Origin of the sequence: Sphingobium sp. SA916 (assembly GCF_002894065.1) — a bacterium.
GTDB classification, from domain to species: domain Bacteria; phylum Pseudomonadota; class Alphaproteobacteria; order Sphingomonadales; family Sphingomonadaceae; genus Sphingobium; species Sphingobium fuliginis.
On record NZ_LXYF01000014.1, the window covers coordinates 1 to 19793 of the forward strand.

20 protein-coding genes and 4 pseudogenes are annotated in these 19793 nt (G+C 58.8%); 4 read left to right on the forward strand and 20 right to left on the reverse strand.

Features of this window, described 5'->3' with window-relative positions; translation table 11 throughout:
- Nucleotides 1-110 precede the first annotated feature (110 nt).
- Nucleotides 111-425, reverse strand: a pseudogene (locus tag A8G00_RS03360) (transposase); the annotation flags it as partial.
- A gap of 162 nt (nucleotides 426-587) precedes the next feature.
- On the opposite strand from A8G00_RS03360, the pseudogene A8G00_RS03365 reads away from it, so the two are divergent.
- A pseudogene (locus A8G00_RS03365) lies at nucleotides 588-1081 on the forward strand (transposase); the annotation flags it as partial.
- A 73-nt stretch (nucleotides 1082-1154) separates the two neighbouring features.
- Here the strand turns inward: A8G00_RS03365 and A8G00_RS03370 are convergent.
- The 7 genes from A8G00_RS03370 to A8G00_RS03395 form a co-directional block, all read right to left on the reverse strand.
- Complete coding sequence (locus tag A8G00_RS03370; RefSeq protein ID WP_102999999.1) at nucleotides 1155-1751, reverse strand: nitroreductase family protein; 597 nt, start codon at nucleotides 1749-1751, stop codon at nucleotides 1155-1157.
- 39 nt (nucleotides 1752-1790) lie between these two features.
- Nucleotides 1791-2381, reverse strand: a complete 591-nt coding sequence (locus A8G00_RS03375) for a nuclear transport factor 2 family protein (RefSeq protein ID WP_172451742.1) — start codon at nucleotides 2379-2381, stop codon at nucleotides 1791-1793.
- A gap of 131 nt (nucleotides 2382-2512) precedes the next feature.
- Nucleotides 2513-3862: an MFS transporter gene (locus A8G00_RS03380; RefSeq protein WP_103000001.1), complete on the reverse strand. Its 1350-nt coding sequence runs from the start codon at nucleotides 3860-3862 to the stop codon at nucleotides 2513-2515.
- A 267-nt stretch (nucleotides 3863-4129) separates the two neighbouring features.
- Nucleotides 4130-5173, reverse strand: coding sequence for a zinc-binding alcohol dehydrogenase family protein (locus A8G00_RS03385; protein ID WP_103000002.1), 1044 nt, complete (start codon nucleotides 5171-5173; stop codon nucleotides 4130-4132).
- A gap of 109 nt (nucleotides 5174-5282) precedes the next feature.
- On the reverse strand, nucleotides 5283-5690 hold the full coding sequence (locus A8G00_RS24690) for a hypothetical protein (protein ID WP_146032547.1): 408 nt from the start codon (nucleotides 5688-5690) through the stop codon (nucleotides 5283-5285).
- A complete protein-coding gene (locus A8G00_RS03390; protein WP_103000089.1) occupies nucleotides 5687-6940 on the reverse strand; it encodes a molybdopterin-dependent oxidoreductase in 1254 nt (417 codons plus the stop codon). Before A8G00_RS03390 ends, A8G00_RS24690 begins: the two co-directional genes overlap by 4 nt.
- A 148-nt stretch (nucleotides 6941-7088) precedes the next feature.
- Nucleotides 7089-8192, reverse strand: coding sequence for a YeiH family protein (locus A8G00_RS03395; RefSeq protein WP_253257897.1), 1104 nt, complete (start codon nucleotides 8190-8192; stop codon nucleotides 7089-7091).
- Between the two features lie 2 nt (nucleotides 8193-8194).
- On the opposite strand from A8G00_RS03395, the gene A8G00_RS03400 reads away from it, so the two are divergent.
- Together A8G00_RS03400 and A8G00_RS25535 are read left to right on the forward strand one after the other, a co-directional pair.
- Nucleotides 8195-9088: a LysR substrate-binding domain-containing protein gene (locus A8G00_RS03400; RefSeq protein WP_103000003.1), complete on the forward strand. Its 894-nt coding sequence runs from the start codon at nucleotides 8195-8197 to the stop codon at nucleotides 9086-9088.
- Between the two features lie 59 nt (nucleotides 9089-9147).
- Nucleotides 9148-9465 carry a hypothetical protein gene (locus A8G00_RS25535; RefSeq protein ID WP_253257914.1) on the forward strand — a complete coding sequence of 106 codons (318 nt, stop codon included), beginning with the start codon at nucleotides 9148-9150 and terminating at the stop codon, nucleotides 9463-9465.
- On the opposite strand, the pseudogene A8G00_RS24980 reads toward A8G00_RS25535, so the two are convergent.
- The 3 genes and pseudogenes from A8G00_RS24980 to A8G00_RS03415 form a co-directional block, all read right to left on the reverse strand.
- Nucleotides 9450-9802 (reverse strand): annotated as a pseudogene (locus A8G00_RS24980) (DDE-type integrase/transposase/recombinase); the annotation flags it as partial. The gene A8G00_RS25535 and the pseudogene A8G00_RS24980 overlap by 16 nt on opposite strands.
- On the reverse strand, nucleotides 9739-10551 hold the full coding sequence (locus A8G00_RS03410) for a CocE/NonD family hydrolase (protein ID WP_103000004.1): 813 nt from the start codon (nucleotides 10549-10551) through the stop codon (nucleotides 9739-9741). The gene A8G00_RS03410 and the pseudogene A8G00_RS24980, both read right to left, overlap by 64 nt.
- Nucleotides 10552-10759: 208 nt before the next feature.
- A complete protein-coding gene (locus A8G00_RS03415; RefSeq protein WP_146032548.1) occupies nucleotides 10760-11101 on the reverse strand; it encodes an SMR family transporter in 342 nt (113 codons plus the stop codon).
- A gap of 451 nt (nucleotides 11102-11552) precedes the next feature.
- On the opposite strand from A8G00_RS03415, the pseudogene A8G00_RS03425 reads away from it, so the two are divergent.
- Nucleotides 11553-11981 (forward strand): annotated as a pseudogene (locus A8G00_RS03425) (transposase); the annotation flags it as partial.
- Between the two features lie 434 nt (nucleotides 11982-12415).
- Here the strand turns inward: A8G00_RS03425 and A8G00_RS03430 are convergent.
- The 9 genes from A8G00_RS03430 to A8G00_RS03470 form a co-directional block, all read right to left on the reverse strand.
- The gene (locus tag A8G00_RS03430) at nucleotides 12416-13309 is read right to left on the reverse strand and encodes an MBL fold metallo-hydrolase (RefSeq protein WP_103000007.1); all 894 of its coding nucleotides are present in this window, start codon (nucleotides 13307-13309) and stop codon (nucleotides 12416-12418) included.
- Nucleotides 13310-13410: 101 nt separating this feature from the next.
- On the reverse strand, nucleotides 13411-13728 hold the full coding sequence (locus A8G00_RS03435; protein WP_103000008.1) for a 2Fe-2S iron-sulfur cluster-binding protein: 318 nt from the start codon (nucleotides 13726-13728) through the stop codon (nucleotides 13411-13413).
- A 120-nt stretch (nucleotides 13729-13848) separates the two neighbouring features.
- Nucleotides 13849-14916: a phosphotransferase gene (locus A8G00_RS03440; protein ID WP_103000009.1), complete on the reverse strand. Its 1068-nt coding sequence runs from the start codon at nucleotides 14914-14916 to the stop codon at nucleotides 13849-13851.
- Complete coding sequence (locus tag A8G00_RS03445; RefSeq protein ID WP_103000010.1) at nucleotides 14913-16094, reverse strand: acyl-CoA dehydrogenase family protein; 1182 nt, start codon at nucleotides 16092-16094, stop codon at nucleotides 14913-14915. Before A8G00_RS03445 ends, A8G00_RS03440 begins: the two co-directional genes overlap by 4 nt.
- The gene (locus A8G00_RS03450) at nucleotides 16091-16735 is read right to left on the reverse strand and encodes a 3-oxoacid CoA-transferase subunit B (protein WP_172451755.1); all 645 of its coding nucleotides are present in this window, start codon (nucleotides 16733-16735) and stop codon (nucleotides 16091-16093) included. Before A8G00_RS03450 ends, A8G00_RS03445 begins: the two co-directional genes overlap by 4 nt.
- Nucleotides 16735-17442: a CoA transferase subunit A gene (locus tag A8G00_RS03455; protein ID WP_103000012.1), complete on the reverse strand. Its 708-nt coding sequence runs from the start codon at nucleotides 17440-17442 to the stop codon at nucleotides 16735-16737. The genes A8G00_RS03450 and A8G00_RS03455 overlap by 1 nt, the downstream gene beginning before the upstream one ends.
- Nucleotides 17443-17456: 14 nt before the next feature.
- Complete coding sequence (locus tag A8G00_RS03460) at nucleotides 17457-18203, reverse strand: SDR family NAD(P)-dependent oxidoreductase (RefSeq protein WP_103000013.1); 747 nt, start codon at nucleotides 18201-18203, stop codon at nucleotides 17457-17459.
- Between the two features lie 84 nt (nucleotides 18204-18287).
- Complete coding sequence (locus tag A8G00_RS03465) at nucleotides 18288-18722, reverse strand: nuclear transport factor 2 family protein (RefSeq protein ID WP_103000014.1); 435 nt, start codon at nucleotides 18720-18722, stop codon at nucleotides 18288-18290.
- Nucleotides 18723-18759: 37 nt separating this feature from the next.
- Nucleotides 18760-19626, reverse strand: a complete 867-nt coding sequence (locus A8G00_RS03470; protein ID WP_103000015.1) for a fumarylacetoacetate hydrolase family protein — start codon at nucleotides 19624-19626, stop codon at nucleotides 18760-18762.
- Between the last annotated feature and the right edge of the window lie 167 nt (nucleotides 19627-19793).

Consider the following 19793-nt stretch of genomic DNA (forward strand, 5'->3'; position numbering starts at 1 on the left):
AGGAGGTTCGGCAATTTGCTTAACGCTCGTGCCTGCACGAGGGGGTGCACCCTTGCCTCTACGGTGATCATCACCGCTCCTTCCTTCACGGAAGCTAGTCGCTTTCATACCGCCTCCTGGATCACCGCCGTCAGCGCCTTCTCCGCCAGTCGGCGAGGCTCCAGGAAACCGGGAAAATAGCTCCCTGTCCGCAGCTTGGGGATGCGCAGCTCGACCGTCCCCGCGCGCGTCTCCCAGTCCCGATCGCGGTAGCCGTTGCGCTGCGCCTGACGCTCCGCGCTCTTCTCGCCATAGGCGGCGCCGGTCAGCCCACCGACCTCCAGTTCCATCAGCCGTTGCGCGGCAAAGCCTATCATCTCACGCAGAAAATCGCTGTCGGCACTCTTTCCCAGCAGCGCCTGAACGTCCATCATCTCCTTGGTCATCGGGATCTCCATAGCTTGAGTCTCGCAACCCAAATCTATCCGAGATCTCCGGTGGCCACCCGCGAAACTGACCGGCCGCTACTGCGCTTTATGGGTAAGCGCGCGTCCGGTCAGCTTCGCTACCGTCGAGCTACACCATCACCCGGGGCACGACCTACTCCACTCCCGAGGCGGCGCGGGTTCCTCTACCTGGTAGCGATCATGGACTGGGCGACCCGCAAGGTGCTGGCCTGGCGGTTATCGAGCATCGTGGACGCAAGCTTCTGCGTTGCGGCGCTGGAGGAGGCGTTGGTCCGTTTTGGTAAGCCCGAGATCTTCAATACCGATCAGGGCAGCCCAGTTTGCCAGCTTCGCCTTCACCAGTGTGCTGGGCGCAGCCGAGATCAAGATCAGCACGGACGGACGGGGGCGCTGGATGGACAATGTCTTCATCGAGCGGCTCTGGCGGTCTGTGAAGTACGAATGCGTCTATCTGCACGCCTTCGAGACCGGATCTGAACTGCATGCCGGCCTTGGCCGATGGTTCGCCTATTATGACAACCATCGGCCTCATTCACGCCTTTCGGCCAAAACCCCAGGCGAGGCATATGGGCAAATCGGCTCTTCAAATCCTGGGGGGCATGCCCCAGGATTTGATCACCCAAATGGCGGCATGAACGACAACCGGGATTAGCTTAACGCAGCCGCCAAACTGTCCAAGAAGGCGGGACCACCTCAAGCCGCGCGCTCTTATAAAAGCTGGTCGGAGAACTTGCCCTGCTTGGCGAATGTTTCGACCGCCTTTCGATCGCTAAGTTTTTCCTTGCTCGCCGCGACAGGATCGACATTGGTGACACGGCCGACCGCGATGGCGGCTTCAATGCGGAACCGCTCTGGCACGCCCAGCGCCGAATTGGCATCATCATGCCGGAAACCGGTCATTCCGTGGCTATGGAAGCCAAGAGCATGGGCTTGTAGGGCGAATTGCGCGAAGGCCGCACCTGCATCGAAGCTGTGGCTGTAGGACGGTTCTAGATCGCCTGACTTCGTCTCAGCCATGCGATCGGAGAGCAAATATATGAGCGCTGACGCATTTTGCGCCCATGACTGGTTCCAGGGGATCAGGAGCGACAGAAATTGGCTCCAATCTGCATCGCCGCGCAGTGCATAGAGAAATCGCCAGGGCTGCAGATTGAAAGCCGAAGGTGCCCAGCGCGCTGCTTCGAACATGGGCATGAGATCTTCGTGCGTGATCGCAGATTCATCAAAAGTGCGCGGTGACCAGCGCTCTATGAAGATAGGGAGGATTGGGCGTGCAGCTGAGCGTACAGTCATAGGAAGCTCCATATCGGATCAGGGATGAAAGTGGTCGGCCTCGCGTTAGGGTTAGCTTAACGCCGTTCCAATCTCAGACTGCAATTGCTTGCGCAAAAGCAAGACCGGGTCGGATTCGTCGCGCTTCCCACGAGCCCAAGACAAGGGATTCTGTAGTCGTTGGCCCAATGTTTCAGGAATGCGGAAGCCGAGTTCATTGACGACGGTGCGATGCTGGATGCGCCATGCGCCAGCGCGGCGTGTGAAGTGGTCAACATAGCGGAAAACGGTGCTGAACTCCATGGTGTCGGGGGCGTCGTCGCCGCCGTCAGGAGCGCTGTCAAATGCCCAGGCTTCGCGCCTAAGGCGCTGCCAGCAGACTGCGTAGGATTCGCAGATTACGTGCTCATCGCTCGCAAATTCTATGTACACGTTGCAAATCAGGTGAAGGCAAAGCTCGATATTGGGATGGCGTTGTTCCATCCATGCGATCAGTCCGGCGATACCACCCTGATAGGCGCCGTGATTGTCATAGGCGTCAGCATGATAGGTATGCCGCACCATGGTGAAGACCATTCGGTCCACACCGTGACAATATTCATAAATCCGATGCTCGATTTCCATCCGGCTAGCTATGCGGGCGGTGGCAAATTCAGGATTCATAAGTGAGACTCCCATTATATATAGCCCGTGCAGTCAGGTGACGATGTCGAGGCTGTCTGGCAGAAACGCCAAGATTATCTATGGGCTTCGAAAAGGTATGGTGCTGGGCGGCCGGTGCAGTCTGCAGTCTATCAGGCCAATCGCTCCGGGGCAGCGACGGCCGACCCTTGTCCGTGAAAAAGGCCTCTCAGCCGGGGCAAGCCGATGGCAAAGGATATGACGGTCATAACACTAAGTCCGGCCACGACGATGCCGATTGCCGTGCCGATTTCGGCTTCACTCCCGATGACGTAGTCACTGAGCAGCGGGACGAGGAACCCCGCCACACCGGAGCCGAAGCCGACCGTCATGAGCAATGCGATCGCCGAAATTCTGCCTCTGGCTTCGGGAGCAGCGATGAGTTGGATGCAGGCCCCGTTGATGGCCGCATTGCTGCTGTGGATGACGAGGCCGATGCTTAGGATGATGAGCGCGGCTGTGGCATGTCCTTGGAGAAACGTGGCTATAAGGACTGGACCGCAGAACATTGCGATGATGATGGCAAGCCAGAACGGCCCGGTACGCACGCCCGAACCATATACCCGATCCAGCATGATTCCCGTCATGATGCTCGCAAAGGGCGCTATCAGGCCGTAGGAGATACCAATCCAGAGGCCGATTTCAGAAACCGGGATATCAAAACGCCTCACCATATAGGCCGGAGCCCATTGAGCCACAACGGCGCCTATGCCCACCAGCGATCCAATGCCGACAAAATATGGGATGAGCACGCCCGATCTGTTTCGAAAGATCTCCGTTGAGCTTTGCGCCTTGGCGATTTCAGCAGGGCTTCGCGAGTGCCTAACATCGCGTATGGTAAGGACGAGTAATGCCAACAGGAAGCCGGGGGTTCCGATGATGAAAAAGGCCGCGCGCCAAGTTGCCAGATGTTCCCCACTAGGCAGGTGCAGACCGCCCCGCTCGTCAAGAAACGAGATCAATGCGCCCCCGCCCGCATAGGATACCAAGAACGACGCAAGCGCTGCGGCGCCGAACACGCCGACAGCCAGGCCGCGACGCCTTTGAGGGAAAAGGTCGCCGATCAGCGACATGGTGCCTGGAAGAAGAACGACCTCCGCGCCCCCGACGGTCATTCGTGCTAACAGTAGCGAATTAAAATCCCATGCCAGACCGCAGGCGATACAGCCTATCGACCAGATCATTACTCCCGCCGCAATAAGAAGGCGCCGGCTGTACCGGTCGATGGCGATGCCTACTGGAATGGCGCAAATGCAGAAGGTAAGGGCGAAGGCCAGACCTTGGGCCGCGCCGAACTGCGTGTCTGTGAGATTAAGATCTGCCTTCATGGGCGCGATCAGCAGCGCAATGATGTAGCGGTCCACATAGCAGGAGACGGAGAGCAGCACGAGAATGCCCAATGATGACCACGCCTGAAGGGGGCGGTATTCAAACTCCGGGCGCTCGGGATTGGAACCGCTCATGATACACCTCTGGGAAAACAGCTATTAGATGGCGATGGGGTACGGAGCATTTTCTATCGCCTCATTTCTTCAAAGTACGAGCCAGTTTGCGAGCGTCGTCATCGGATGCGATCGACGCTGGCGCACTTCAGCCAGTATCCACACTCCGCTTAGCACTCACATTCGTGGGCGAGTGTCCCCGCCTCCGGGGACACAGACCGGAAGAAGTGCGAGGCAAACATGATCTTTCTACGTAACGCCGGGATTCCTCTCATGTGGCTGCCACCTTCAGCAGAAACCCGTCATAACAATTTTGCCGATCGCCTGTCCCGACGCGACGAGAGTATGGGCCTTGGCCAAATTTTCGGCGCATATCGGACCCATTTCCTTTGTCATTGTTGACTCCAATCGATCAGCATCGACCAACTCTGCTATTTTGCCAAGGACCTCTCTCTGGGAAATCCAGTCCGCAGTTTGCATAAGGGACCGAATGAACACGCCCTCCCAGGCGACTGATGCGCCCTTGCTTTTGAGCGGGACTATATCGAGCGCCGCAGGGGCATCGATGATCCCGACCGTCCCATGCGGTGCGATCAGTTGCGCTATCTCAGGCATATTTGTCTCTGTGCCCGTAAGGCTGGCTACGTAGTTCGCTTCACTGAAGCCCAGCGCTTTCAGGCCTTCAATGAGGGGTTCGTGGTGGCTGATCACATGATGCGCGCCAAGGCTCCTGCACCAATTTATACTCTCAGGCCGGGATGCGGTGGCGACGATAGTCAGCTCGGTCAACTGCGCGGCAAGCTGGATCATGATCGATCCGACGCCACCGGCGCCGTTGATGATCAGCAGAACCTGATTGCCGCCGCGTTGATGCGCGTACGCACGGGGGACGCGCATGCCACCGAAGAGCAATTCCCAGGCGGTCAAGCCTGTAAGGGGAAGTGCGGCAGCCTGGCTGTGGGTCAACCTGCTGGGCTTGCGCGCTGCTTGACGTTCATCGACGAGGAAATATTCAGCGTTGCTCCCGGCCCTGTGAACCGCGCCCATGCAGTAGATTTCGTCGCCGGAGGAAAAGTGTGTAACTTCTGCCCCGACAGCTAAAACTACGCCCGAAGCGTCATATCCCAGTATCTTGGGGGCATCGGGAAAGGGAGAGGTAGGACCGGGCTCGTTTGGCATGCTCCCAATGACGCGCTGTTTGATATCGATGGGGTTGACCGAAATCGCCTGGACAGCGACGAGCACGTCGCGAGGACCGGGCATTGGGATGTCCAACTCTCCATCGGTTAGGACGTCGACGCCGCCCGGCCGTTCGCAATAAACCGCTTTCATTTCTAAATCCGACCTCTGATAGCAAAGCAGAGATCGGCGGAATGAAGCACCCATGCCGCTAGTCTATCGTTTCGCAGGGACGGCATCTCAGAGATTCGACAATTCGATTTCATTCGGCTGAATCTTCGGTGAAATATTGCACGATGCGGGGGATATCGCTGTCAGCAATCGGTGCCTTGTAGACGTCGCGCATCTTGTGAACGATTTCCTCCCATTTCTTTGGCCGAAGATCGGGCTGAAGCAGCGCCATGCTTGGAGAATGGCAAGATGTGCAGTTGGCATTGACCACCGCAGCGCTTTCGCCGCCCGGGTACATGTCAGTTTCCATCGGCATCTCAATTGCGTCTGATACGAGGGTAAAGCTGTTCACGCTGATGCCGGATGAACCCCGGTCGCTGTGAACCGGCTGCGGGGCGTGCTTTCGCGAGAGGGGAGGACCTATTGCGATCAATGCCAGAGCAGACACTCCGATAGTGACAGTTGCGACAAGTGCAGAGGCATTTTGTACCGTTTTCATGACCGGGTGGCTTCTATGCGTATGGTTTCAACATGGCCGCGCATGAAGCCGCTCGGGTTCCAGTTGGGGGTCATAGGCTGCACCACACCGGCCCTGTTCGTGCAACGCACCATCAGTGGCGTCACGCCAGGATTGGTGAGACGGACATCGGTGTCCCAGCGTCTGAAGCTGAATCTTCCGGCGTCTTCCCCAAGCTTGGCATCCTTCCAGGTGCGCCCATGATCGCTCGACACTTCGACTCTTGCAACGCCACTATCACCGCCCATGGCGATGCCGCCAATCGGAATGACTGGCGCGTAGGCAATCTTTTGCCCGTCTTCAAGGCTTGTTACCCAACTGCGAGGAACCATGCGGCTGATCGGGACGGTCGGGTAATCCTTTTCTCCCGGTCGCACATCGGCACGGGAGTTCGCAGGAATCTTGTACGCTTTGGCCGTCCAAAACCTGTCATCTGCTGCGGACAGCACTTCAATGTCATTCAGCATCTTGATCCAGTAGGTAGAATACCAGCCCGGTACCACCAACCGGACAGGGAAGCCGTTCAGCAGTGGAAGTTGTACACCGTTCATGCCAAAGGCGAGCATCGCTTCGCCATTCAGCGCATCATCGATATCTAACGACTTTTCGTAGGCTGGCGCGCCCCGAACGAGCGGCTGATCAAGCGCGCCAAAGCGGACGGCAACGGCTTCGGGATTGACGCCAGCAAGATCAAGCACGTGCCGCAGGGGCACCCCTAACCACAAAGCATTACCCATCGCGCCGTGGCCCCATTGCGCGCCGGGCACACGCGGCTGGAAGTATCCACGAGAATTGCCCGAACACTGGTTAACGGCAGCCACTTCGACGCGCGGCATCCGAAGTAATTGCGATAAATTAATTGCTATAGGCCGCTGGACGGCGCCACGTACCATTATCTGATATCTGTCGACGTCGATAGAAGTTGGGATGTCACCCCAGTGCCAGCGGACGAAAAATTGGTCGTTAGGCGTGAAAATATCCCGATTGAAGACGCTGATAGGTGTTTCGAGCAAGGGTGGATGAAGCCGCTGCAACACCATCTTCCCCTTGCCCGGAAAGGCCGATGTGAAGGGGCGTTCTGACGGGCCTCCGACCATATGGAGATCGGTGGAACTTTGATTTGTGCCGCCTGCAAGATTGGGGACGGCCATCATGCCAACGCCGACAGTCCCGACCGATAACAGGCGGCGTCGCGTCACCTTGATTGCAAGGTGGGAGTCCAGCGGGGTCATTTCCGTCTCCAGTCTCAATTCATCATAATGTTGCGAGCAATCATTCTGAATATGGCGGTGTGTTGTTATTGATTTTTAACGCAGGGGTTGGAATTAACGTAACCCAAATGCGGGGTAGCGGTACGGCTGAATGCAATGATGACACTCACTAATACATGCCAAGGGCATGTAAAACACCGAATGACATCAGGACCATGATAAAAAGCGACATCAAAACCAAACATGCAACCTTTGGTCCAGCTGTGGAGACACTGCGCAGGTCGACACCGAGGCCCAGTCCAGCCATGGCGAGAACCGTGAAAAATCGGCTAGCGATATGCAGAGGTGTGTTCATGACACCTGGAATGGCACCTATACTATTGGCTGCGGCCAAAACCAGGAATGCTAGAATGAAGGGAGGAACAAGTCGCGTGATTGATGGGTGCTTACCCACCTTTGGCTCAAGCACCCGGCGGCGTGCCATTAGGACCGACAATCCCATGACAACCGGTCCCAGCATCAACACGCGCACCAATTTAACCAGTGTGCCGAGTTGGACGGCTACTAGCCCCAGAGGGCTCGCCGCGGCCAATACCTGAGGCACGGCGTATACAGTTAATCCCGCGAGTACTCCTCCTGCGACGGGACTCAAACTGAACCAGATCGCGATCACGGGGAGCGCCAGCACGACAACGATGCCGACAACAGCAGTAAACGCGATCGACGTGGCAACATCGTCGCTCTCGGCATTGATGACCGGCGCAACAGCTGCGATTGCGGAGTTGCCGCAAATTGCGTTGCCGCAGGCGACGAGCAACGCCATTTTCGGAGGCAGTTTCAGCAGGCGACCGATGAGAAAGCTTAAGGGAATGGCGCCGGCGACCGTGGCAGCAATCGCGGTCAACAACGGTAGCCCTACGGCTGCGATGCCACCAAAGCTGATCGTGGCGCCCATAAGGATCACGGCAATCTCAAGCATTGTTTTCGACGCACAGGCGATCCCCGCGTCAAATCGAGGCGACGGTGTCCATGCTGTGCGAAACAAGGCGCCTAGCAGGATTGCGAGAACAATAGCTTCAATCCATGCTTTGCCCGTCAATGCGGCCTCTAGCATCTCGATCAGAATGGCGCCGCACGCGATTGCCAGCGTAAGAATCATCCCTGGAGCCCAGGTTCGGAGCGAAAGAACTGCTTGCATCGCGCCAAGCTCCGCTATTCTCGTTACGAAATCCAATCGATTGATATTGTGATAATCATAAGATAGGTTTATCATTTATGACATTAGATCAGCTCCGTATTTTTATCCATGCTGCGGATCATCTTAATATGACGCGCGCAGCTGAAATGTTGGGTCGAACGCAGCCAGCGGTGAGTGCTGCTATCGCCGCTCTTGAGGAACGATATCACACCAAATTGTTCGATCGTGTTGGACGGACGCTTGAATTGACGGAGGCCGGCCGCCTGTTCGTGCCGGAAGCTCGCGGAATCTTGGACAGGGTTGCCAGCGCTCGACGTGTGCTTGACGAACTTGCAGGTCTGGAGCGTGGGGAGATCAGAATAGCAGCCAGCCAAACGTTGGCGACATACTGGCTGCCGCGCCGGCTGGCGCATTTTTCCGGCGTCTTTCCCAAGATCCAGTTACGGATGGAGGTCGGCAATACCGCGCGGACAGCATCGGCAGTTTTAGAGAGAAGGGCTGATGTCGGCTTTGTCGAGGGCGAGATTTGCGATGCGCTCTTTCGCCGGCATGTTGTGGGTGGGGACCGGATCGCGCTTTACGCCAGGTCTAGCCATTTGCTCACGGGCCGAGCCATAACGCGGGAAGAGATCGCATCTGCCCGCTGGGTAATGCGCGAAGTAGGGTCGGGCACTCGCGATCATCTTGAGACGAGCCTTTCCGGTTCGGGAATTTCCATTGAGCAACTCCATATCGCTCTGGAAATGCCGTCGAACGGAGCGGTCCTCGAAGCTTTGGAGGGGGGTGAACTGATTGGGGCGGTATCTGAACTCGCCGCCGCATCCCGGGTTCGTGATGGTTTGATTCAACCCCTCCGATGGCCGCTACCGCGACGGAAGTTTGTCATGCTCATGCACGCAGACCGCAGCCCAACGCGAGCGGTCAGCACGTTCATCGCTTCGCTAGGAACTATAGAGCCAGAGAATGTCTGAGGTCGTTTACGGGCCCGATAACATACGGCCAAGACGAGGCGTCTCGCTCTCACGCGGGCATGATCGTGATAAAGAGCGGTTTTCGGTCGGTCCGGGTTATAGCCGCACGAACTGAAGAAGTTGGCGCATTCCAAGGGCTGGAAGATGTCGACGAGCTTGCCAATAAGGCTCCACAGGCCATTCACGGTTCGCTCGGCTGCTTTTCGGAGCATGGCCTTGAGGCGGGAAAAGGCTTTCAGGATCGGGTTGAAGTCGGGGCTGTCGGGCGGAAGGAAGTGCAGCGTTGCGCCTGCCGCCTCGATCCGTGGCGGACCGCCGGGCGCGTGTGGCTCGACAGGTTATCCATGATGACGACGTCGCCTGGCCTGCGGGCATGAATCGCCTGCTCCAGGGCGTCCAGAACGAAGCCTGCAGTGGCGGATGTGCTGACCTTCCACCCCACAATCCGCCGAGCAAAGGCGTCAATCACGAAGGCGGCGTAGAAGCCCGCCCAGGTATGCACGTAGGTGAAATCGACAACCCACAGAGCGTTGGGCCGGCTGACGCGAAACCCCCGATTGACCTTGTCCAGCGGACGCGGCGCCTTCGGGTTGCTATGATGGTGATCGCCTTTTTTCCACGCCGAACCCCCGCCAGCCCCATGGCGCGCATCAGCCGTTCCACCGTGCATTTCGCCACCATGATGCCTGCACACCGCATCTGGTGCCAGACCTTGTGGGGTTTTCGCGATTATCAATCCACTGCCGCCAGAATGACAAATGGCGCGCCACCGGCATGTCTTTCAAAGGCGTGGTTCGCAGCAGTCTGTCAAAAAAGCCCTCCGGGAACTGGGCGGTCATCCAGGTCATATGCTCATCATGATGCAACTTCCGAAAGTCGTCACGCGCTGCAGCAGCAGACGCTGGATTGTCATGTGAGGTAGGGTCAAGTGACTGCATAATCGCCCACTGGGTCGCGAGATGGAGCCTGAAAATGCCATCGAAAAATACCCAGCCACTTTTGAATTGGTCGGTAGCAGGCGCCTGCAGATAGGTCGTGACCAGGCCCTCAGGCGCGGCCACAGTTCCCATCATTGAGGATCCGCCGTGATAAGATGGGCCGCAGAAGGCGATACGGCCAGCCGACCAGGGCTGATTGCGAACCCAGGCAAGTAGATCCCCGCAATCCGGTGTTTCGTTCAGCATCGGTTCCAGCTTGCCTTCCGAGCGATGCGCGCGCCGAACGTCCTGGTAGATGACTACATAGCCTCTACTCGCGCCGGCAATCGGTTGAATCATCGTCGCCACGGCGACCATGTCGGGAGGGAAAGTGCTGGTCACATTCTTGTCATAGGGCGTGCGCACGATGAGCGTCGGAAAATGCCCCGCAGCAGGCGCCACGCCATTCTCGCTTGGTATGGCTATATCGGTGGCAAGCCGTACACCATCGCGCATGGGGACCATCACATCCCGAAGAAGTGCCATTTTCCATGGCTCATCACTCTCTCGGCGGGCGGCCTCCCCGCTGATCAATCCAGCTGCCGAGGATATGGCTGCACGACCAAGCGATACGACAGCTGCCAGCCCGATGGCACCTCTCGTGATACTGCGGCGATCGACCGCGCGCCCCCGCTATTTGGACTCATATATCTTCCCTCAACTGGAGCGCAGCTTGGTTTGGGTCTAAGGTGCCTTACTTCATGCAGCTGGCGATGCCCGCGAGAACACAGGCAGAGCAAAGCAGGAGCAGTTTCACCGGAGAATGCGATTCCTGATTAAGGAATATGCCCATGCCAATCGTAACCAGCGGTACGACTGCCGAAGCGATAGGAATAGCCACACCCAGCGGCAAGCCCTTATGCACAATAAAGGACAGCGTCCATCCGGACAATCCATAAAGACAAACTACAGGAACAGTCCATCCGATATTGGTGAATCCAGCTGTTCTTGGCAGAAGTGAAAGCGCCGTGATCTGCATAATCACAAACATTCCAAATAGCATAGCAGTTAGTGGGGAGAACGATGTAGTATTCATGTCATTCCATCATCCGAAAACATATTAATAATGACTTGCAAAACATATAGTATTGGCAATTCGCGTTATTTTCATCATGTTTCGTCCTGCGCGGGTGCTTGTAACATCATCGACATTTGCAGGAATAGCGGAGCCTTTACATCGCGAGCGCTGCAAATGTCGGCGATTCAAGCTTGGGAAAGCTTAAGATTAAGCCGACCTCATTATGAGACACCATTTGAAGCCCCTTTGTCGAAACGTTGCAATCATCGATGGAAAGTGACACAACTACCATGACAGCACTGACACCCGCCGTCCCATTCGCGGGGGACAGAAGCAATTGGGCGCGGTCGCTCCTCCCCAAAATCGGACTCATGCCGGCGCTCGCCAATCCTCTTTATAAGCCGACGGCTCCGGACGATCTTATGACTAAAGTCGACGACGTACTATATTACGCCAATGATGTCTCGCAACCGGACAGCTATCGAACACCATGGATGCCGGCTTTTGCGTAGAGGCCCTGGAGGAGGCGCTGGCCCATTTTGGTAAGCCCGATATCTTCAATACCGATCAGGGCAGCCAATTCACCAGCAATGCCTTCACCGGTGTGCTGCGCGCAGCCGAGATCAAGATCAGCATGGACGGCCGGGGACGCTGGATGGACAATGTCTTCATCGAACGGCTCTGGCGGTCCGTGAAGTACGAATGCGTCTATCTGCATGCCTTCGAAACCGGCTCTGAACTGCGTGCCGGCCTTGGTCAATGGTTCGCATATTATGACAACCATCGTCCTCATTCACGCCTTGCAGGGAAAACCCCAGGCGAGGCATATGGGCAAATCGGCGCTTCAAATCCTGGGGGGCATGCCCCCCAGGATTTGATCACCCAAATGGCGGCATGAACGACAACCGGGATTAGCTTAACGCAGCCGCCAACCTGTCCAAGAAGGCGAGGCCACCTCATTCCAAACACTATCATTCTGAGTGACAGCCACCCACTTGCCTACCTTGATGACGCCGGCCCATTACGGCATCTAACATCCCCATCGATGTGACAAAAAGAGCCAAGAGCGGTATTGTGTACATCATGTTCGTGAAGCCCTAAGACTTGGGCAACAACATTACCCCGTCACTTGCATGACAATAAAGCCAAGATACATGAGGGCTGCGCCAGGTGTATAAGCTGTTAGGCTCGCCATATGCTCTCCTTCAGGCCAGCGTTCTGGCTATATTCTATATTCGTCCCGCGCCAATGTTTTTCGGAGCCGGCTGGCCGAGGAACAACAGTTGAGCGAATGGCCGTTGGAGGAAAGTCCCCGTGACGGGGGACATACCCTCACAGACCTGGCAGGAACGCGAAGGAGTCACCCTTGCGTGAAACACGGCCATAATGCGGCACACCAAAATGAGCCGGCATCAGCAAATGGCCGTTATCGGCGCAATCGGATAGAACCCGCCAACGGGTCTCCCGGGCCTGGTCGGGATCCCAGCAAGCGACGGAATTGACATCGGGGTAAGCGAGTTGCAGCGCGGAATGGGCAATGTCGCCCGAGAATATGCCATGTCGGTCAGAGGCGACTGCGCGGATGAGCGTGTTGCCCGGCGTATGCCCCGGCGCATCCTCTATAAATAAGCGGTCGTCGATAGAAAAACCGGCATCGACGAATTCGGCGAGCCCGTGCTGCACACAGGGAAGCACGCTTTCATTAAAGACGTGCTGGTGACCGAGCTTCTCCGCCCAGTCATGCGCATTGCTGGCCCAAAAATCATATTCTTTCCGGCCGAACAAGTAGCGCGCTCTGGGGAAGGTGGGCACCCATCGGCCATCGACCAGCTTCGTGTTCCATCCGACGTGATCGGCGTGAAGATGGGTGCACATGACGAAGTCGATGTCCTCGACAGCAAGACCAGTTGCCGCTAAGCGACCGAGCCATGGCGCGCCCGCGTGCATCTGGGACATCTCGATGCCCGACTTGCCGCTACCGAAGCAGGTGTCGATCAGTATAACGTGGCGCGGAGTGCGCACGACCCAGGATTGAACCGCTGTCAGGGCAGACTGGCTGAGAGGATCATAATGATAGGGGACAAGCCAATCGATATTGTGATCGATCGCATCGTCGGGAAGTCCGACAAGCAGTTGATCAAACGGCACCTTGATGCCGACCACATCTTCGATACGATCAATCCGGATGTCGCCCAGTTCAAAAGCTTTTATCGGCTGCTGGTGCATAGGAGTGTTCCTGTCTGGGCACAAACGCTAAGAAGAATGGCGCGCCTCGTAACCATGGACTTGAGATGCCGACGGTCAGAATGCGGGCGTGCTATCCTCGTTCAATCCTCCGATGCGATTTGGATCTTCAGTCCTGAGAGATCCGCATTGAACATGATCTGGCACGATAAACGGGACATTTCGGTGCGGCTATCGGAACTGTCCAGCAGATCGTTCTCATCATCGCTCATGGGAGGGAGTTTGCTGCTGAAAGCAGGATCAATCTGCACGTGGCAGGTTGCGCAGGAACAGACGCCGCCGCACAGCGCAAGCAGTTCATCGATGCCGGCATCCCGGATATTTTCCATTAAGGACAGGCCCGACCGTGCTTCGAACTCAATCTCTTCACCTTGTCGATTAACAACGATAAGCCGTGACATGATCTTACCTTTTTCCAAACAAATTAAGTCAGAGGATACAACAGTCTCGCTCAACAACGCCTGTTTTGGGCCCAGCATAATCGGGCAGGGAAATAGTTCGTCGAAACCAACATGATATTATCATGTTGCCCGCTGCGCCTGCGCCCATGCCAGCGCTATCAGCTCCGGCAGCACTTGGACCCGTTCCTTCGCCTGCGCCGAGGATGCGGTGCCGCGGATCACGCGCCCCTTGATGCCATGGAAGATGGCGGCGAGGCGGAAGAAGTTAAAGGCGATGAAGAAATCATAGCCCGGCAGGGAAGGGCGGCCGGTGCGGCGGCAGTAGGCCGCGACATATTCCTCCTCGCCCGGTATGCCCAGAGCCGCTATGTCAGCGCCGGCAAGCCCGGCCACGATGTGCGGCGGCATCCGGTACATCATGGCGTTGTAGGCGAAGTCAGCGCCGGGATGCCCGAGGGTGGACAATTCCCAGTCGAGCACCGCCACCACGCGCGCCTCTGTGGGGTGAAAGATCATGTTGTCGAGGCGGAAGTCGCCATGGATGATGCTGGCCTCTTCGCCGTCCGGGATGTGGGCGGGAAGCCACTCGATCAGCTGGTCCATGTTCGGATCGCCGCCGGCCTCTTCATCGGCAAGATACTGGGCCGACCAGCGTTCGATCTGCCTCGCGAAATAATTGCCCGGCCTGCCGTAATCGCCCAGGCCCACAGCCGCGTAATCGACCATGTGCAGCTGCGCCATGGTGGCGTTCATCGCATCGTAGATCGCCGCGCGTTCGGCTTTGTCCATGCCCGGCAAGGTCGCGTCCCAGAAGATGCGGCCCTCGACCATTTCCATGACATAGAACCAGGTCCCGATCACCGCCTCGTCGGTGCACAGGCCATAGACGTGGGGCACGGGAAAACCCGCCTTGGCCAGACCCGTCAGCACCTTCGCCTCGCGGTCGACTGCGTGCGCGCCCTTGAGCGTCTGACCCGGCGGCTTGCGCCGCAGCACATAGTTTCGCGCAGGGGTGATGAGCTTGTAGGTCGGATTGGACTGACCGCCCGCGAACTGCTCGATCCGCAGCGGCCCGGCAAAGTCCTCGACATGGCGGCCCATCCAGTCGGCCAGCGCCGCCGCATCGACAGCGAAGCCCGCGCGCACGGCGGTGGTGCCGACATTCGCGTCGGCGTCAGCGGCGCTCATGCGCTTGCGGCCGTGAGGAAGTCGCGCTTGATCTTCTTGGCAAGCGACCATTTATGGACCTCGGTGGGCCCGTCATAAATGCGGAAGGCGCGGATCTCGCGGAACACCTGTTCGACGATGGTATCGCCGGACACCCCCGTGCCGCCCATGATCTGGACGCAGCGATCCGCCACGCGCATCAGCGCCTCCGACACCGCCACCTTGGCCATCGAGCTTTCCGCCGTGCCGATGTTTCCGGCGTCCAGAATGTCGGCGCACCAGTCGATCATCAGCGCCGATTGCTGAAGATCGATGAGGTTTTCGGCCAGCATGAAGCCGACGCCCTCATGATCGACCAGCAACTTGCCGAACGCCTGCCTGCGGCACGCATAGGCGGTCGCGATCTCGTTGGCGCGGGTCGCCGCCCCCAGCCAACGCATGCAGTGAGAAAGGCGTGCGGGACTGAGCCGCACCTGTGCATAGGTGAATCCCTCGCCGCTCCTCCCCAGCATCTGGTCGGCGGGCACGCGCAGATTGTCGATCGTCACGACCGCATGGCCGCCCGGCATCGAGCTGTCGATCGTGTCCAGCAACCGCTCGATGCGGATAGCGGGATCGGGCAGGTCAACGAGGAACATGCACGCGCCGTCTTCCGACTTGGCCATGACGATGCCGACCCGGGCGCCCTGTGCGCCAGTGATGAAGGCCTTGCGACCGTTGATGATCCAGTGGTTGCCGTCCTGACGGCAGGTGGTCTGCATCATCGAAGGGTCGGCGCCAGCTCCGCCCTCGCTCGCAGGTTCCGTCATGAAGAAGGCCGATCGCGCCATCCCGGCCACCAAGGGTTCCAGGAAGCGGGCCTTTTGTTCAGCGGTGCCGACCTTGCCGAGTAAGTACATATTGCCTTCGTCGGGCGCCATCGTGTTGACCGCGACTGGCCCCAGCGGCGACAAGCCGGACTTGCGCAGAACCCAGGCCGTCTCGCGCTGGCTCAGGTGCTCGCCATTTGCCAGGATATGGGGTGTCAGAACACCGGCCTCGCGCGCCCTGGCCCGCAGTTCGGCGACCAGTTCCTCCGATGGCCCGTGCCCGTGCACCTCGATCCGCGGGTCTTTTTCGTAAGGGGCGACGACGTCGCGGACGAACGCCTCCACGCGATCACCAATGGCCCTGGCGCGATCGGAAGGGGCGGCGCTCATGCCGGGGTCTCCTCATAATGCGCTTCGGTCTGCCTGCGAACTTCCTCGGCTGTGACGCCGGGAGCGATTTCCTCGAGCATAAACGGGGAGGTCCGATCCCTGCGGCGGAATATGGCGAGATTGGTGATGATCATGTCGACCACATTGGTTCCGGTGAGCGGCAAGGTGCATGCCTTGCGGAACTTGGCCTGCCCGGTCTTGTCGACATGATCCATCAGCACGATGATGCGCGGAACGCCGGCGACCAGGTCCATGGCGCCGCCCGGCCCCTTGACCATCTTGCCTGGCACCATCCAGTTGGCCAGGTCGCCGCTCTCGGAGACTTCCATCGCGCCCAGCACCGACAGTTGGATATGGCCGCCGCGGATCATGCCGAAGCTGTCCGCCGACGAGACATAGCTCGTGCGGTCGAGCTCGGTGATCGTCTGCTTGCCCGCGTTGATGATGTCGGCGTCGATGGCGTCTTCGGTCGGGAAGGGACCGAGCCCCAATATGCCGTTCTCCGATTGCAGGGTCACGTCGACGCCCGGCGGGATATGGTTGCCCACCAGCGTCGGGATGCCGATCCCCAGATTGACATAGAAGCCGTCGCGCAGCTCCCGCGCGGCGCGGGCCGCCATTTCATCGCGTGTCCAGCCCATCATGCCGCCTCCCGCCTGATCGTGCGCTGCTCGATGCGCTTTTCGTTGCTCGTCGCCAGGATGATGCGCTGGACGAAGACGCCCGGCGTGTGGATCTGGTCCGGCTCCAGTTCGCCCGCGTCGACGATCTCTTCGGCCTCCACCACAGTGACGCGGCCGCAGGTCGCCGCCATCGGATTGAAGTTGCGCGCCGATTTGCGATAGACGAGATTGCCATAGGGGTCGGCCTTCCACGCCTTGACGATCGCCAGATCGGCGACGATGCCGCGCTCCAGCACATAGGACTGGCCGTCGAATACCTTGATCTCCTTGCCTTCCGCAATCTGCGTGCCAAAGCCGGTGCGCGTGTAGAAGCCGGGAATACCCGCCCCTCCGGCGCGCATCCGTTCCGCCAGCGTGCCTTGCGGGGAAAATTCGATCTCCAGTTCGCCCGCCAGATATTGCCGCTCGAACTCCTTGTTCTCGCCGACATAGGAGCTGATCATCTTGCGGATCTGCCGGGTGCGCAGCAGCTTACCCAGGCCGAAATCGTCGATCCCGGCATTGTTGGACACCGCCGTGATACCGCTGACGCCGCTTCCCACCAGAGCGTCGATCAGCGTCTCGGGAATACCGCAAAGGCCAAAGCCGCCTGCAGCGATGACCATGTCGTCGCGCAGCAGGCCGTCGAGCGCGGCGGCCCCGTTCGGATAGATTTTTTGCACCATCGTCCGTTCAACTCTCAGAGGGAGGAAAGAAGATGCCCGCCGTCGACGGCGATCACCGCGCCGGTCATATAGGCGGACGCGTCGGAGGCGAGCAGCAGCAGCGGCCCGTCAAGATCGGTGAGGTCGGCGAGGCGGCGCTGGGGAATGCGCCTGACCAGCGCCTGACCCGCTTCGCTCGCAAAGAAGGACTGGTTGAGCTCGGTCGCGACATAGCCGGGCGCAAGCGCGTTCACGCGAATGCCGTGCCGCGCCAGTTCCAGCCCCAGTTGCTTGGTCATCTGGATCGCGCCCGCCTTGGATATGGCGTAGGGGGTCACCTGGCCACCCTGACGCAGCCCCAGGATCGACGTAACATTGACGATGGAGCCGCCGACGCCGCGATCGCGCAGCCGCCGCGCGACCTCGGTCGCCATGAGGAAAGCGCCGCGCAGGTTGACGTCCATGACCGCGTCGAAGTCCGCTACGGTCTGATCCAGCACCGGCTTGGTATTGGTGACGCCCGCATTGTTGACCAGCACGTCGATGTCGCCCGCCTGATCGAGCGCCGCAATGATCGAATCACTGTCGCTCACGTCCAGGCGAACCGGACGAACCGATAGCCCCTCCCGCGACAGCGCATCCACCAGCGCCTCCAGCTGCTCCATGCGGCGCGCCCCGATGATGACGTTGGCGCCGGCCCTGGCGAGGACACCCGCGAAATGCTGTCCCAGCCCGCTGGACGCGCCGGTCACGAGGACGCGCTTGTTGCTCAGATCAAACATCTACCCACCGTTCCCACATGCTCCAATCTCGATCCCCTGGTCGCGTCGGCCGTCTTGGCCTTGCGGACGCACCGTTGTCCTAATTCACGGCAGGCGCGTCGCGTGGAAGGACGCCTGGCGCCATTCGCCGTCCTGCTGCACCCAAAGCTGGCTCGTCACCATTTTCATGTCGTGTGTCTGATCCGTGAAGCGATTGCGGACGATCTGGTCGAGCTGCCCCGTGGCGATGGCGAAACCGCCATGGTCGACGATGGACAGGGTCCGTCGCTCGACATGCAGAAATTCGAGTTTATCGCTCACCGATGCCAGATATGAGTTCCGGTCCTCGATGACACCCGTAGCATGAACATGGACGAGGCAAGGCGCGATCAATTCGCTCAGCGCGCCAATATCCTTGGCTACCAGCGCACGGCATCGCGCCGTTTCCTGCAAGTTGATCGCTTCTTCTACAGTGGTTTCAGTCATGGATGATGCTCGTTTTGCTTCGCGCGTGGGGATTGGGGCGCTCTGGCCTTCCATGTCGCCGACCCCCCGTCGGGTCAGCGAAGGCGGGACATCAGGGCTGGCCTTCCTGCACGATCATGTTGCGCAATAATCCGACGCCTTCGATTTCCACCTCGCACACGTCCCCCGGTTTCATGAACAGCGGCGGCTTGCGGGCGGCGCCGACGCCGCTGGGCGTCCCCATCATCAATACGTCGCCCGGTTCCAGCGTCATGACCTGTGACAGAATGGCTATGGTCTGCGCCACGTCGAATATCATTTCCGACGTGCTCGCGTCCTGCACCACCTGCCCGTTCAGTCGGGTCTGGAGCCGCAAGTCCTTGCCTCCCGGAGGCAGTTGCGAAGCGGGCACGAAGGCGGGGCCAAAGCCGCCGGTGGAATCGAAATTCTTCCCCGCGATCAGGTTGATCCGCTGATAGTCGCGCATGCTGCCATCGTTGAAGACGGAGTAGCCGGCGACGATGTCCAGCGCCTTGCCTTCCGGAACATTTTTTCCTGATTTCCCGATGAAAGCGACAAGCTCCCCCTCGAAGTCGAGATGATCCGATATGGCCGGCCTGATGATCGCTCCCTCATGCCCGACCAGCGAGGTCGTCGTCCGCAGGAATACCATCGGATATTCAGGCGGCGGATTGCCGCCTTCCGCCGCATGTTCGGCAAAATTGCGGCCCAGGCAGATGATCTTGCCCGTGCGTCCAGCAGGCGGCAGATAGGTGATATCCTCAAGCGGCAGACGCGCCGCCGAAGAGGCGCTGCTCGCCGACTGAAGGGCCGTTTCCAGCCCATCGCCGCCCAGTCGGAACAGGTCGGCCAACTCGCGCGGCAGATCCGGACGGGCGATGCCAAGATCAACGACATTGTCCCCGTCGATCACGCCAAGCGATGGACCATGGTTAGTCTGAAAGCTTACCAGCTTCATGGATGCTCCTTTGAACGGCGAGCAGAGAATTTGCAGTGGGCGCTCAAAAGCCCGACTCCCTCCGATTGGCTAACAAGTGTTTGCCGGCAGAAATCCGATGATCTCGTCCCGACTGACGGGAAAATAAACGCGCTGCGCGGGTTCGTATGCCCCCTTATAGGGTGACG

What these genes read in the sequence shown, in the direction of transcription:
- A8G00_RS03395 (WP_253257897.1), bottom strand. Translation starts at nt 8,192, where the DNA reads ATGATAAACCTATCTTATGATTATCACAATATCAATCGATTGGATTTC.
- A8G00_RS03400 (WP_103000003.1), top strand. Translation starts at nt 8,195, where the DNA reads ATGACATTAGATCAGCTCCGTATTTTTATCCATGCTGCGGATCATCTT.
- A8G00_RS03445 (WP_103000010.1), bottom strand. Translation starts at nt 16,094, where the DNA reads ATGAGCGCCGCCCCTTCCGATCGCGCCAGGGCCATTGGTGATCGCGTG.
- A8G00_RS03385 (WP_103000002.1), bottom strand. Translation starts at nt 5,173, where the DNA reads ATGAAAGCGGTTTATTGCGAACGGCCGGGCGGCGTCGACGTCCTAACC.
- A8G00_RS24690 (WP_146032547.1), bottom strand. Translation starts at nt 5,690, where the DNA reads ATGAAAACGGTACAAAATGCCTCTGCACTTGTCGCAACTGTCACTATC.
- A8G00_RS03455 (WP_103000012.1), bottom strand. Translation starts at nt 17,442, where the DNA reads ATGGTGCAAAAAATCTATCCGAACGGGGCCGCCGCGCTCGACGGCCTG.
- A8G00_RS03430 (WP_103000007.1), bottom strand. Translation starts at nt 13,309, where the DNA reads ATGCACCAGCAGCCGATAAAAGCTTTTGAACTGGGCGACATCCGGATT.
- A8G00_RS03470 (WP_103000015.1), bottom strand. Translation starts at nt 19,626, where the DNA reads ATGAAGCTGGTAAGCTTTCAGACTAACCATGGTCCATCGCTTGGCGTG.
- A8G00_RS03435 (WP_103000008.1), bottom strand. Translation starts at nt 13,728, where the DNA reads ATGTCACGGCTTATCGTTGTTAATCGACAAGGTGAAGAGATTGAGTTC.
- A8G00_RS03375 (WP_172451742.1), bottom strand. Translation starts at nt 2,381, where the DNA reads ATGAATCCTGAATTTGCCACCGCCCGCATAGCTAGCCGGATGGAAATC.
- A8G00_RS03380 (WP_103000001.1), bottom strand. Translation starts at nt 3,862, where the DNA reads ATGAGCGGTTCCAATCCCGAGCGCCCGGAGTTTGAATACCGCCCCCTT.
- A8G00_RS03410 (WP_103000004.1), bottom strand. Translation starts at nt 10,551, where the DNA reads ATGGCACTTCTTCGGGATGTGATGGTCCCCATGCGCGATGGTGTACGG.
- A8G00_RS03440 (WP_103000009.1), bottom strand. Translation starts at nt 14,916, where the DNA reads ATGAGCGCCGCTGACGCCGACGCGAATGTCGGCACCACCGCCGTGCGC.
- A8G00_RS03390 (WP_103000089.1), bottom strand. Translation starts at nt 6,940, where the DNA reads ATGACCCCGCTGGACTCCCACCTTGCAATCAAGGTGACGCGACGCCGC.
- A8G00_RS03450 (WP_172451755.1), bottom strand. Translation starts at nt 16,735, where the DNA reads ATGGGCTGGACACGCGATGAAATGGCGGCCCGCGCCGCGCGGGAGCTG.
- A8G00_RS03460 (WP_103000013.1), bottom strand. Translation starts at nt 18,203, where the DNA reads ATGTTTGATCTGAGCAACAAGCGCGTCCTCGTGACCGGCGCGTCCAGC.
- A8G00_RS03370 (WP_102999999.1), bottom strand. Translation starts at nt 1,751, where the DNA reads ATGGAGCTTCCTATGACTGTACGCTCAGCTGCACGCCCAATCCTCCCT.
- A8G00_RS25535 (WP_253257914.1), top strand. Translation starts at nt 9,148, where the DNA reads ATGATCGTGATAAAGAGCGGTTTTCGGTCGGTCCGGGTTATAGCCGCA.
- A8G00_RS03415 (WP_146032548.1), bottom strand. Translation starts at nt 11,101, where the DNA reads ATGAATACTACATCGTTCTCCCCACTAACTGCTATGCTATTTGGAATG.
- A8G00_RS03465 (WP_103000014.1), bottom strand. Translation starts at nt 18,722, where the DNA reads ATGGAAGGCCAGAGCGCCCCAATCCCCACGCGCGAAGCAAAACGAGCA.